12 protein-coding genes, 2 tRNA genes and 2 pseudogenes are annotated in these 12215 nt (G+C 45.5%); 12 read left to right on the top strand and 4 right to left on the bottom strand.

All coding sequences use genetic code 11. From position 1 onward, the window contains the following. Window positions 1-860, bottom strand: an 860-nt coding sequence (locus NSMM_RS02335) for an IS1595 family transposase (RefSeq protein WP_090283480.1), incomplete at its 3' end; no start/stop codon positions are given. Between the two features lie 230 nt (window positions 861-1090). Here NSMM_RS02335 and NSMM_RS02330 point away from each other — a divergent pair. Continuing rightward, a tRNA-Ala gene (locus tag NSMM_RS02330) sits at window positions 1091-1166 on the top strand. Window positions 1167-1192: 26 nt separating this feature from the next. Next, window positions 1193-1268, top strand: a tRNA-Glu gene (locus NSMM_RS02325). A 137-nt stretch (window positions 1269-1405) separates the two neighbouring features. On the opposite strand, the gene NSMM_RS02320 is transcribed toward NSMM_RS02325, so the two are convergent. Beyond that, complete coding sequence (locus NSMM_RS02320; RefSeq protein ID WP_090284225.1) at window positions 1406-1753, bottom strand: BON domain-containing protein; 348 nt, start codon at window positions 1751-1753, stop codon at window positions 1406-1408. Between the two features lie 82 nt (window positions 1754-1835). Next, window positions 1836-2768 (bottom strand): tRNA (adenosine(37)-N6)-dimethylallyltransferase MiaA, encoded by a 933-nt coding sequence (miaA, locus tag NSMM_RS02315; protein ID WP_090284223.1) that lies wholly within the window; start codon window positions 2766-2768, stop codon window positions 1836-1838. 120 nt (window positions 2769-2888) lie between these two features. Here miaA and NSMM_RS02310 point away from each other — a divergent pair, with 120 nt between their 5' ends. The 8 genes and pseudogenes from NSMM_RS02310 (at window position 2889) to NSMM_RS16335 (ending at window position 9718) form a co-directional block, all read left to right on the top strand. Continuing rightward, the gene (locus tag NSMM_RS02310) at window positions 2889-3080 is read left to right on the top strand and encodes a twin transmembrane helix small protein (protein WP_090284221.1); all 192 of its coding nucleotides are present in this window, start codon (window positions 2889-2891) and stop codon (window positions 3078-3080) included. Between the two features lie 199 nt (window positions 3081-3279). Beyond that, the gene (locus tag NSMM_RS02305; RefSeq protein ID WP_090284219.1) at window positions 3280-5010 is read left to right on the top strand and encodes a cation:proton antiporter domain-containing protein; all 1731 of its coding nucleotides are present in this window, start codon (window positions 3280-3282) and stop codon (window positions 5008-5010) included. Between the two features lie 272 nt (window positions 5011-5282). Next, the gene (locus tag NSMM_RS02300; protein WP_090284217.1) at window positions 5283-5519 is read left to right on the top strand and encodes a thioredoxin family protein; all 237 of its coding nucleotides are present in this window, start codon (window positions 5283-5285) and stop codon (window positions 5517-5519) included. Window positions 5520-6085: 566 nt separating this feature from the next. Further along, window positions 6086-6480: pseudogene (gene tnpA / locus NSMM_RS02295) on the top strand (IS200/IS605 family transposase). A gap of 92 nt (window positions 6481-6572) precedes the next feature. Continuing rightward, the gene (locus tag NSMM_RS02290) at window positions 6573-7658 is read left to right on the top strand and encodes a hypothetical protein (protein ID WP_090284215.1); all 1086 of its coding nucleotides are present in this window, start codon (window positions 6573-6575) and stop codon (window positions 7656-7658) included. Between the two features lie 81 nt (window positions 7659-7739). Next, the gene (locus NSMM_RS02285) at window positions 7740-8384 is read left to right on the top strand and encodes a thiopurine S-methyltransferase (RefSeq protein ID WP_090284213.1); all 645 of its coding nucleotides are present in this window, start codon (window positions 7740-7742) and stop codon (window positions 8382-8384) included. Window positions 8385-8527: 143 nt separating this feature from the next. Then, window positions 8528-9511: pseudogene (gene lpxK, locus NSMM_RS02280) on the top strand (tetraacyldisaccharide 4'-kinase); the annotation flags it as partial. A 24-nt stretch (window positions 9512-9535) separates the two neighbouring features. Then, window positions 9536-9718, top strand: coding sequence for a Trm112 family protein (locus tag NSMM_RS16335; RefSeq protein WP_245654650.1), 183 nt, complete (start codon window positions 9536-9538; stop codon window positions 9716-9718). Between the two features lie 331 nt (window positions 9719-10049). On the opposite strand, the gene NSMM_RS02275 is transcribed toward NSMM_RS16335, so the two are convergent. Continuing rightward, window positions 10050-10997 carry an N-acyl amino acid synthase FeeM domain-containing protein gene (locus NSMM_RS02275; RefSeq protein WP_090284209.1) on the bottom strand — a complete coding sequence of 316 codons (948 nt, stop codon included), beginning with the start codon at window positions 10995-10997 and terminating at the stop codon, window positions 10050-10052. Window positions 10998-11429: 432 nt separating this feature from the next. Here NSMM_RS02275 and NSMM_RS16720 point away from each other — a divergent pair, with 432 nt between their 5' ends. Together NSMM_RS16720 and NSMM_RS16330 are read left to right on the top strand one after the other, a co-directional pair. Continuing rightward, window positions 11430-11720: a DUF1538 family protein gene (locus tag NSMM_RS16720; RefSeq protein ID WP_218120979.1), complete on the top strand. Its 291-nt coding sequence runs from the start codon at window positions 11430-11432 to the stop codon at window positions 11718-11720. Next, window positions 11717-12187 carry a DUF1538 family protein gene (locus tag NSMM_RS16330; RefSeq protein ID WP_281200865.1) on the top strand — a complete coding sequence of 157 codons (471 nt, stop codon included), beginning with the start codon at window positions 11717-11719 and terminating at the stop codon, window positions 12185-12187. The genes NSMM_RS16720 and NSMM_RS16330 overlap by 4 nt, the downstream gene beginning before the upstream one ends. Window positions 12188-12215 lie beyond the last annotated feature (28 nt).

Genomic DNA, 12215 nt, shown 5'->3' with positions numbered 1-12215 from the left:
AAATCAAAACGGCGATTGAAGCGATAGGAGAATTCTGCAAGATAGCGCTGTGCATACTTGGCGTGATTGAATGCATGGTAGGTTCCGCTGAAGGCAGTCTTGAGATTGCCAAGAAGCGTATTGACCCAGCGAAACTCGGCACGCTGCACAGCAGATTTGCCACTTCCCACAATATGGCGCTCATGCTGCGCGGCTGTATGCGTAACCGCCCCGAAACACCCCAAACCATCAGATACGACTCGTGCAGTAGATGACAGACATTCAGCCGACCACTGTTTGAGCGCTTCATATGTAAAACCCGCTACGGGGGTCAAGCGTATATAAAGTGGCTTCCCCTCGCTGTTTGTTTGTATTGCCGCTACAAATGGCGTCTTACTTGCCGCGCCCCGCCCGCGCTTTCCCGGCCTTTCACCTCCCAGATAAGCATCGTCAACCTCCACGCGTCCATCCAGACGGCGTTGCTCTTCGCGCAGCAGCATGGTCTGTAACAGCTTATGCTTGATCGACCATGCCGTTTTGTAACTTACCCCCAGCTGACGTTTGAGTTCCAATGCACTGACCGCATTCTTGCTTTGCGTCATCAAGTAAATGGCCAGAAACCAGGTTCTTAGCGGTAATTTAGTATTTTCAAACACGGTGCCGACAATTGAAGAACATTGGTAGCCACAATCCAGGCATTCCCATAGCTTGCGGCCGTTATGGGTACAGGAATATCGCTCCCCATCGCAGCGCAGGCATCTCCAGCCATGTGGCCACCTCGCAGCAAACAATGCTGCTTCACATTGTGCTTCCGTGCCATATTGATGCAGAAATTCATGCAGTGACAGGCCTGCCTGAAACTGAATTTTATTCATCGCCATTGCCATCCTCCTCTGATTTTGCTACGTTTCTTCGCAATTTGTAGATTTTACAAGATTTCTGAGAGAAGTAACTAATCAGGTTTATTTTTGCGCCAAATATATTTTCAATTCATCAATTACGGCAGCAGTCAAGTAAATAAGGAAACTGCCGATACCATAGAAACTGATCCAGACAGCGTGCTGCTTTACATTAGGAAGTCGGATCGGTATAATCGCCGTTCTGTTTGGCCGGGGGTATAGCTCAGCTGGGAGAGCGCTTGCATGGCATGCAAGAGGTCAGCGGTTCGATCCCGCTTATCTCCACCAGCGATTGGCGTATTCTTTTTCTATTGGTCCCCATCGTCTAGAGGCCTAGGACATCGCCCTTTCACGGCGGTAACAGGGGTTCGAATCCCCTTGGGGACGCCATCAGGCGTTTAGTTGGCAATATTGTCCATGGCATGTTGCCTTAAACCGTACTCATTAGAAGCTAGAAGTGCGGCAATCGGCGCAGAATTTATTCCTCTTCGCTGTTTGCCGCATGCTCGCATGAACATAAGCGGTTCCTACTGCGAGCCATCTAAAACAATTTCATTTTCTACTTTTTTCACGCCTTCAACCAGCCATGCCTGCATCACCGCAAGATCCACTTGCGCCTGATTTCTGGCAGTTCCACTCAAAAAAACCTCGCCATTCTCAACCCGAACTTTTAAACCAAGGGATGCCAACTCCGGCGCCGCTGAAAACTTTGTCCTAATAGCAGCAGATAGCGAAGTATCATCAAAATAGCTTCCACCACCCGCACCACTCCAGGGATCATTGCTATTCCCGGAATCCCCGCAACCAGAAATGGCCATAACCGCAACACAAATAGCAGTAGCACACACAGCTTTTATATTCCTCAATTGGTACATTACTTTCCCTCCTTTTATAATAAATTTAAGGATAACGTCAACAACACAGACCCGGATTAGCTCTCGTTAAGTTTCGTCACTTTTAACACAACACTTCATCCGATAAATTTTTCGCCAAATGATCAATAACCTGACTAGATAAGTCGGATGCCAAACAGTCAAACGATTGTATGTCATGCATGGATCGTAACCATGTTAATTGCCGTTTAGCCAGCTGTCTGGTTGCAATCACACCCATTTCCCGCATTTTAGCTAAATTGATCTGATTGTCCAGATAGCACCATGCCTGTCGATAACCCACACACCTCATTGCAGGCATGTCTGCCGTTACTGGAAATTTCTGTCGAATCCCGGACAATTCTTCTACCAACCCCATTGCCAACATTCTATCAAAGCGCTGCGCAATATGGTCATGCAAGATTGTCCGATCACTTGGCAACAAAGCGATATTGATAACTTGGTAGGGAAAATAGCTGCGCCATTTGTCTTCCTGGGCTTGAGCCAGCAATACTGACATCGGTTTTCCCGTCAAATAGCAGACCTCCAATGCGCGCTGAATTCGCTGACTATCACTTGGTTGAATTCCTGCAGCAGTGACAGGATCAAGTAGCTTTAACCGGGAATGCAGCGCTAGCAATCCTTCAGAACGCGCAGTTTGCTCCAACTGATCTCGCAGATGCTTGTCGGCCGAGGGCAACTCGGCGAGACCATCGCTCAGCACCTTAAAATACATCATGGTGCCCCCAACTAACAGTGGAATTCTGCCACGTGCAACAATCGCCTGCATCGCTATCAGCGCATCACTTCTAAACCTCGCTGCCGAATAGCTCTCATAGGGGTTAATCAGATCAATCAAATGATGCGGTACAGACTCCTGTATTTCCTGATCGGGCTTAGCACTTCCGATATCCATATAGCGATAAATTTGCGCAGAATCGACACTGATAATTTCCACCGGAAAACATTGAGCGATTTTTATTGCTATTGCAGATTTACCACTGGCAGTTGGACCCATCAAAAAAATTGCCGTTGGTTTCGGATTGTCAGTAGAGTTCACAAATAGCCGTTATCAGTTAAAATAAAAGTGTACTAACATTTCAGCACAGCAGACATTACCCGCCACCGAGGAGAAAACTTGAAAATAATTGCCATTTTACTCTTGCTGCTAATTGTATACAGCCTGGGTTCAGCACTTTATTATATGGTCAAGGATAAAGGAGACAGTACCCGTATGGTCAGATCGCTGACCATACGCATCGGACTGTCACTACTTCTATTTGTCATCATGATGGCGTGGACCTATATCAATTATATTCATGAAGGTTAGCTGGTTATCGCACTATTTAATGATTGGGCATTTCTAAATTCCACATTTCGTCACAATACCGTCTTGCTTAGTATTCTGAATTTTTAGATGCACCCAATTATCAGCTACTCAGTTAGCTGCCCGCTTTCAATACCGTCTCCCTACGTTGTGCAGCTTATCCGGCTGCACAACGCTCAGTAGTTTATTATCACCTTTATAAATGCCACATAGCACCATTCTAATCACCACCATCGCCATCAGTCTGGGATTAGCATTGTTGCTCGGCATGGTTGCTCACCGCTTGAAACTGCCCGTGTTGGTCGGTTACCTGGCTGCAGGAATTATTATTGGCCCGGCCACACCAGGCTTCGCCGTCGATATCGAGTTGTCGAGTCAACTTGCTGAAATTGGCGTCATTCTGCTCATGTTTGGGGTTGGTTTACATTTTTCACTCAACGATCTGTTGGCAGTCAGGAAAATTGCTATTCCAGGTGCCATTCTACAAATATTAGTCGCCACCATACTAGGCACAATAGTTGCGATTTCCTGGGAATGGAGTCTGGGGGGGGGCATCGTATTTGGGCTTGCCTTGTCGGTTGCCAGTACGGTAGTTCTGTTACGGGCTCTCGAACACCGCGGCCTACTCAAATCGATCAATGGAAAAATTGCGATTGGCTGGTTAATCGTCGAAGACTTGGTCGTAGTGCTGGCGCTAGTACTTTTGCCAGCTTTATCCGTCTGGTTTACGACAGACACAGATTCGGTTTCGATCACCGGTAGCGGCAGCTTGGATCTACTGATAACTCTCACCGTCATTTTAGGTAAGGTTGCGATCTTTATTGGCTTCATGCTGGTCATTGGCAAGCGTATTTTTCCAAAGCTACTTTGGTATGTCGCCAGCACAAAATCACAAGAACTTTTTATTTTATGCGTGGTTTCAGTAGCAGTCGGCATTGCCTATGGCGCCGCTATTCTGTTTGATGTATCACTCGCCCTGGGCGCCTTTTTCTCGGGTATGGTCATGCGCGAATCTCCACTGAGCCATCGGGCCGCCCAGGAATCCCTGCCCCTACGAGATGCTTTCTCCGTGCTGTTTTTTGTATCGATTGGCATGCTGTTCGACCCCGATATCCTTCTGGAAGAACCGCTGAAGCTGGTAATTGTGGTCATAATCATCATTTTTGGTAAATCCGCGATTGCCCTGCTACTCATTCTCGTGTTGCGCTATCCGCTTAATACCGCCCTGACAGTTTCGGTCAGTCTGGCGCAAATTGGTGAGCTTTCTTTTATACTCGCGTCTCTGGGTCATTCATTGGGTCTTCTGCCAAGCGATGGTTACAGCCTCATCCTGGCCGGTGCGCTGGTAACCATCACTCTCAATCCACTGGTATTCCAGACAGCAGAGCCTATTCAGAACTGGATTCGTGCCCGTTCCAGACTGGCACGCCTCGTGGAACGACCAAATGACCCTCTGGCGGAGTTGCCATTTGCGGTCAGTTCCGAAGCAGTTACCAATCATGTCATCATTGTCGGTTTTGGCTCGACAGGTGCACGAATGGGCACGATGCTGGCAAAACAGGCCATCCCCTTCGTCGCTGTTGACCCAAACCGGGAGTTGATCGAGCAGCTGCGTAGCGAAGGTATCCACGCAGTAGCAGGTAACGCAAGCGAGCCCGCAGTATTGATCCAGGCGCATATTGCCCGATCTGCTGTACTGGTAATTACGGTATCAGACCCTATCGCCGTTAGGCAAATGGTTGAAGTATCACGCATCCTGAATCCTCATAATGACATTCTAATCAGTACCTTTAACAAGGAAGAGGCAGCTATTCTCCAACAGGAGCAAACTGGAACGATTTTTCTCGGAGAGCAAGTGCTGGTGGAAAATGTGGTGGCACGAATAACGTGCAGCCTGCAGCAGCACAAGAGTACGAATGAGGCACAACATTGAGATTTGAGGACGCAAGAATTCTTGCTTTTTACTCTATTTGAAATTCGTTTCTCAATTCCACACAGATCATTTGTTACGAATCCAGACAGTCAGTTTACTTACCCCCTATATCACGCAACATCCAATCGGATATCTGCGCTGAATACTGTAAAATAGCCATGGCGAGTTAAATTGCTGACATCATAATTTCTGAAGATTACGTGAAACGCAGTTAACCGGCAATTTCTCGTTGTTTTTAAAAAAATTTTTATATTTTTATAGGAAAATATCTAATGGCTTCAAAAGCAGTTTTTTATCACGCAGGTTGTCCCGTTTGTGTGTCTGCAGAACAGACTGTAGCTAATGCGCTGGATTCTGCAAAATACCAGGTGGAGAGTGTGCACCTGGGTACGGACAAATCCAGAATCGGTGAGGCAGAGGCTGCAGGTGTCAAGTCGGTTCCAGCGCTTGTTATCGATGGCGCTGCATTCCATATCAATTTTGGCGCCAGTATTTCAGATCTGAAATAATCGTTAAAATATGAGGTAATGGACACACGCAGAAATGTGCCCGTTACTGTTCATTATAAAAGGGGCGTCCGCGCCCCTTTTGAGTGGGCGAAAACCTGGATCGTTAGATATAGTTTTGTGTGTAGCTTAAAATCTGCAGCGCAACCAATTATTTTAATTCAAAAAGAAGACCCACTCCCCTCCTCTTTTTTCAGTTTATACCTCACCGGAATCGTCAATATACTATTCCGGTGATTCTGTTTTTTCTATGCTGTGGTTTCTAACCACCTATCAGTAAATTCTAAAGAGAATCCCGTTACCATTAGTTTTGGCAATGTTTCTAAATGTGAATTCTGCCAGCATAATTCCTATACTGAGAGTACAGATGGCAGCTGTTTTAATTACTGCTTTTTAGAACCCAGAGGCTATAAGTAAGCGCGTGATCGGAATTACAGCCGCTCTATTGGATAACATTTGCTTCTTTTATTGCCCATTACAAAGTTAAAACCACCGGCTTTAGCTGCGAGAACACGCCGCACAGAAAGTGTAACAAGAATTATAGATATGGAAGTCATACGGCTGGTCAGATTGAATACCATTTTGTATGGTAACGAAGTATCAATTTAAGATTTTGAAAGGAGGGATGGCAGAACGCGTTCGGGAGTTGGCTCGTCAGACGTGTGAAGCATTTGAAATCAGGATTGTACAGGGTATAGTGAGTAAGGATTATGTGCATATACCGGTAAGTTGCCCCCCGGAGATGGCGCCGAGCAAGATCATGCGACGGACAAAAGGACTAACATCGAACTATCTGGTTGAAGGATTTCCTCACCTGAAGAAGAAATATTGGAGAAAGCATTTTTGGACGCAAAGGTATTTTTGCGTGACAGTAGGTCAGATGACAGAGGATATGATTAAACAATACTTGAAGCATCATTTTGCACCAAATCCAAATGATAGTTTTAAAATGGCGCCGGAATAAAACGCGTCGTTTAGTCGACGCGTATCCGGACTTTTAGTCAGTAACTCAAATCCACCGGCAAATGGCAGCTATGGCTGCATAGGGAGTACACGATGGGCAGTGGAACTGTCGTTGCATGCCTTGGTTCGTTCAGCCTCGGCATGATGATCATCTTCGATCGCCTGATGATCGCAGATTGCTACAGAAATAAGCCTGATCAGGCCTGGCTGGTGTCTGCATCAGCAGGTTTCTTGTTAGGAACGCTTGCCACTGGCGTTACCTGGTTGCTATACACTGCTTTCTCGCCAGTTACACTGATCGATCTTTTCAACAGCATGGTCAGGCTATTCTATCCTTATGGAATAGCGATGATGCTTTGTGGCGCACTTTGTGTGCAGGTGACTTGTCATTACTTTCGCCTGTTTATACCCCAGGGAGGCAGAGAAGTAAATGAAACCGCCATTGCCATGTGGTTGGCGACTACCCCGATATGGATACTCCTTGCGCTGGTTATTATTCACTTATTTGACCTTGATTTTTTATTTCCCGGGAGACTGGAAGACGTTAATTTGACAAAAGAATTTGCTATCGTTGTCGCACTGGCGGTAGGGGCGCTTATCTGGTTTGAAACAGGCGATGCAAAACAATCAGTACCGTTCCTGGTTTCGTTGGAACGCAACGCTGAAATTCTCAAAATGCTGTCGGCGATTGTTGGCTATACGATCATCCTGTCGTCAATTTTGCGCAATGGTGATGTGATGACAACCACAGAAGTACTGGCTCTTCAGCCTTTGTTCTGGGCCGGATTTATTGCAGGTGTACGCGTTCTGCTGAAAAAAAAGAATCGAATAGATTTTTGTCGTAACTGGTGCCGAATGAAGAAATTTCTGATTCCTACCATGGTTGCAGAAATTATCGGCATGACCGTTTATTATTTTGAGTTTTTTGCGCTGAGCAAAGCAGACCCAACACTGGTAAACCTAATTTCCGGCGCTCACATCATCCTTGTCTTTATTTTTATTGCCATCCTGGCAAAAGTCCGGCGATACATGGAACGAAGCAATATACATCGTCTCTGGTGTCTTGGTTTGCGATTGACAAGAGAAAGACTACCAGAGACTAGCATTACACCACGCAAGCTAGTGTGGTTTCTGGTTGTGTTGCTTGCTCTCTCCTGTGCTACCCTATTAGCTGCCTGAGCATTTAATTACCAATTCTATGACAGCGACCCATGGTCTTGACGGTACAAAAATAGCACCAACTAATAATTAAATAAGTCGATGAAACCTGATTTCTGGCTGGAACGTTGGGAACGCGAGGAAATTGGCTTCCACCGGACCAGCATACACTGGGCTTTAACGACGTACTGGCATCAGATTGCTGCTAACAGCCATGCGCCGGTGTTAGTTCCCCTATGCGGCAAAAGCGTGGATTTACACTGGTTAATGCTGCGTGGCCATCCTGTGGTTGGCATCGAGCTAAGTCCGAAAGCTATCACCGAATTCTTTACAGAATGGGGGCGAAATCCCGAGCAAGAAAGAAATTCAACAATCACTTACTGGCAGGCTGAAAATATCAGGCTTGTCCAAGGTGATTTCTTTGAGGTTTATCCAGACAAGCCATTTCAATATTTTTATGATCGCGCTGCACTCATTGCCCTTCCGGCAACGATGCGATCACAGTATCTTGATCATCTAATTAGCTGCCTGACCACTCGATCCAGCGGGCTGCTGGTTACACTGGAATATGACCAGCAGAAAATGGACGGCCCACCCTTTTCTGTTACACATGCTGAATTGTCTGGCCGAAACGAACTATATTTTGATCAATTGGCTCGCCGAGATGTGCTCGCTGAGTATTCGCATTTTGCTAAACAGGGGCTGGATTACCTGTTTGAAACTATCTACCGGGTAACCAGGATTTAAAAAGCATTCTGCAGAGAGCAAACGTATTCAATCCCCGCAATATGCCATTTTTGCTAATGGCTTTACTCGGCCGTCTTGAGTAAGATGCGAATTTAGTGCTAAATTGCCGCGAGTGGTTCTTTGTTTTTATTGGAGCAAATTTTATGAACTGGTCCGAGTTGTACTGGCACCGTATCACGCCGCTCCATCTGCTGCTGTGGCCGGCCAGCCTTATCTACATAATATTTCAGACGATTCGCCGCTATTTATACCGGCGAGCTGCTTTGACTGCCGTTAAAATTACGATACCGGTTATCGTACTCGATAGCATCACCGCCAACAATACCGAAAAATTACCTGCCCTGATCTGGGTGATTAATCTGCTGAAAAGCTCCGGCCTGCGTCCTGCCATCATTGGTCGTGGTTATCCCGATAATTATCATCAGCCAATGGCAGTTACCAATGCAAGCAATGCCAAGCTAGCTGGAGATGAACCCCTGTTACTGGCCAATATGCTTCACCAAACCTGTCCAATATGGATTGGCTACAACCGTATCGAAGTGGCAAAAGCGCTGCTGCAAGCGCACCCGGAGTGCAATGTTCTGATATGCAATGATGGTCTACAGGATTTGCGTTTGCATCGTGATACTGAAATCATTGTAGTCAACACCAGCCATGTCAACTTCGGTAACGGTCTGATTATGCCAGCAGGTCCTCTGCGAGACAGGCTGGCTCGCCTGAAAGATGCAGATGCAGTTGTAACAGCGGGAGGCAGGCAACAGGCCCCCGATGTTGGCAAACGGGTAAGGATATTTCAGCTCGACTTGCAGGAACAAAAATATGTCAATCTGATGCGGCCGGTATTGACCATTAGCGCAAGTGAGTTAAATGATCAGCGCATTCATGTCATGGCGAGTGAAGCGAATGCTCAATATTTTGTGGATAGCCTGAGGTTTCTAAAAGCTGCTCTGACAGTGCAAACTTTTGCCAGCGGGCACAAATTCACTCAAAAAGATTTCCAGCCCACTAATATACAAATGATTCTAATGCCATGGGAGGATGCAGTAAAATGCATGGGCATCAACGATTCGCGAATCTGGTACCCATGGCAGGAAAGCCTGATCGAGCCCGGTTTGCGGGAAGTCATCTTACAGAAATTAAGAGAAAAATTTATGGATCCCAAACTACTGGATATTCTGGTTTGCCCGCTTTGTAAAGGGCCGCTTATTTACAGGAAAGATAACCAGGAATTAATCTGCAAACCCGATCGCTTGGCTTATCCTATTCGCGACGGTATCCCCGTTATGCTGGAAGAAGAGGCAAGGTCCATTCCTCCAGAAGAAGACATCAAATAACCGGTACAGCCGGATGCCGGTTTTGTGAGTAATCTGAATACAATCTGCTACGGCGATTTCAATCCTACGCCGGCCAAAAGTTTTTGCGAGTTGATTAAGCAGGCCGTTTTTTCGGTGCGATAGATTGTTTCTGACAGATTGATCGGGATAAACAAAGAGATTAATTGCTTCATCACGACGGCTAAAGTTTTTGTAATAGTTCAATAGTCAATCTTGTGCGCTTGTGCCAAAGCTTTTTTCGCCACCAAGCGAATGATTTCAGCTTGATTTTCAGTCAGTCTCATTATCAAACATCTTCAGTGACGACGAAGAGAGTTGCTCAGGAAAATTCTCATGTTGCGTATCTTTCTGCAAGATTCATTGTAATGCGATAATCTGATTGCTTGGGATTTTGGTATTGATTATGATTATGAAGAGGCATGTCAAGGTGTTCGGTTTTGGTGTGAGATTGTCGTGTTGCGGAGTGTATTTGAATAATTTTATTGAGCACCTGTTTGGCTACTCGCGAGATAAGAAAGTGCGGGTAAATTAATTTACCCTTATCCTCTGGATTCAAGCCAGCATGTTGCGCTATCTGATCTCCCATATGATTTAGATCGAGGCCAAGCAGGATTGCGGGTGCATCGACACGTGGACAGGTGCGCTGATCACCAATTTGGCTGAATCCCAACGTACTCTTGTAGAAGCGAACGTGACGAGGATTGATTTCAATAACCGCGGTCTCCACTCCATGAAGGAAACGGGCATACATATAAGCAATATGGAACAGAGCGGCGAAGATTTGCTTTGAGCTGGTATTGGGAGTGAAAGCAAGCTTGGATACTTCGCATACATTTCTGCCTTCGTTGCGGAAGGTATCGATTTCATTCTTGTAGAGTTGATCAGCAAGCAGACCGTTGCCCGAATCGACTGTCAGCGTTAGCGTACCAAGAAGTTGCTGAGCATTGCGGGCTTCAAAGGTGTACTGATTTGGGCTGTCTGAAAAAACGGAAGTACTTTCTGTCTGATAGCCGCGGGTGGCATACATACGCTTGATGAGTGTGCTGGCTTTGATGCGCTGCTTGAAAGAACTAACCAGATGAATGCTGAAGTTGGCGGTTTCCAGTAAGCAGTCCCCTTCAATCAAAGAAAGGCATTTTTTGCTGGAATTTTCCGAAAGCTGATATTTGATATCTGGCAGCTTTGGGCGTGAAGAGAATGAGTTTTCGAAGCGGGGATTTTGATTTTTTTGCGGAATTTTTTTCAAATTTGTGGCGAAATTATTTGTTTCAATCTGCATGGTGATTAACCCTCATGAGTTTGTTCATATCGGAAATGAGTTGATATAGAAAAACAATACTGTACTCACTAGATTAAGCACGAACTATGCCACCTATTTTTTTAAATATAAAACAACAACTTGATGGCAATAAGAAAAATATCTCTTCAAAACTGTCGCTTCATGGATAACAAGAATCACATATAATTACTAACAAATTGTTTATAAATGTTTTTATTTGTCTCTAAAAAGAGACGCTATTATTTCATTCGAGCTACATGTATTGTAATCTTGCATTAACAATTGATTTTTCAATGAAAAATATTGTGTCTGAAATTTTTTATAAATTTGTCATTCGAATGAGCAACGGATATCGTTAGAAGAGACAGCCCCAAGAGATTATTTTGAAAGCCCCCATTCATACGTTCCTGATCGTATGCTCCTGATTCCGCTATTGCGCAGCGGAAGAAATTTATTGCCCATTATTGCTGTTATCTCTTTTTTCAATCGGCTGCGCTGCAGCAGGCGTCACATCAAATTGCCGATTTGATATTCGGTGGTTTTCTGGTTGTCCTGGGACTAATTTTGTTTATTTATGACCTGGAAATGGGCTTGTTTCCGTTTGGCAAGAGTATGGCACACGCATTTGCCTGCAAGGGAAGCGCGCCATGGTTGCTGGCTTTTGCATTTGCACTCGGTTTTAGTACCGCGATTGCAGAACCAGCTTTAATTACGATTGCCTGAGAAGCTGGCGCAATAGCGGCACGCGTAGAAGTTGTTTTGGATACGCCGCAAGCAGCTGCGGATTATGCAATGAGTCTATGTTTGGTAGTTGTGTTGGCAGTAAAGTAGGTATGGCAGCCGTTTTGGGTGTCACTCATATCATCAAAGGATGGCCAACTCACCATTTTATTATTGGAAGCTATTCGCTTCCGCTAGTTATTGTAATGACTTTATTTGCACCAGCAGAAATTATCGGCATTGCCTATGATTCTGGCGAGGCCACTACTTCGACGATTACCACACCTTTGGTGACCACATTAGGCGTGGGACTGGCCTCATCCATCCATGGGCGTGACTCGCCGCCGATAGACGGATTTTGCCTGATTGTATTTACGCGTCTCTTTCCGATTGTGACGGTGGTGATTTATGTGCAGATTGCCGAATATCTCGTCAAACGACTGAAAAGAATTGGTCAACCTGATAAATGACGCCTATCATTTTGATATTTTAGAGTAA

Source organism: Nitrosomonas mobilis (assembly GCF_900103035.1).
GTDB lineage: Bacteria > Pseudomonadota > Gammaproteobacteria > Burkholderiales > Nitrosomonadaceae > Nitrosomonas > Nitrosomonas mobilis.
This window is presented reverse-complemented; position numbering and strand designations above follow the sequence as displayed.

Coding starts and splice junctions, on each gene's coding strand:
- NSMM_RS02320 (WP_090284225.1), bottom strand. CDS start 1,753: ATGTACCAATTGAGGAATATAAAAGCTGTGTGTGCTACTGCTATTTGT.
- miaA (WP_090284223.1), bottom strand. CDS start 2,768: ATGGGTCCAACTGCCAGTGGTAAATCTGCAATAGCAATAAAAATCGCT.
- NSMM_RS02305 (WP_090284219.1), top strand. CDS start 3,280: ATGCCACATAGCACCATTCTAATCACCACCATCGCCATCAGTCTGGGA.
- NSMM_RS02300 (WP_090284217.1), top strand. CDS start 5,283: ATGGCTTCAAAAGCAGTTTTTTATCACGCAGGTTGTCCCGTTTGTGTG.
- NSMM_RS02290 (WP_090284215.1), top strand. CDS start 6,573: ATGGGCAGTGGAACTGTCGTTGCATGCCTTGGTTCGTTCAGCCTCGGC.
- NSMM_RS02285 (WP_090284213.1), top strand. CDS start 7,740: ATGAAACCTGATTTCTGGCTGGAACGTTGGGAACGCGAGGAAATTGGC.
- NSMM_RS16335 (WP_245654650.1), top strand. CDS start 9,536: ATGGATCCCAAACTACTGGATATTCTGGTTTGCCCGCTTTGTAAAGGG.
- NSMM_RS02275 (WP_090284209.1), bottom strand. CDS start 10,997: ATGCAGATTGAAACAAATAATTTCGCCACAAATTTGAAAAAAATTCCG.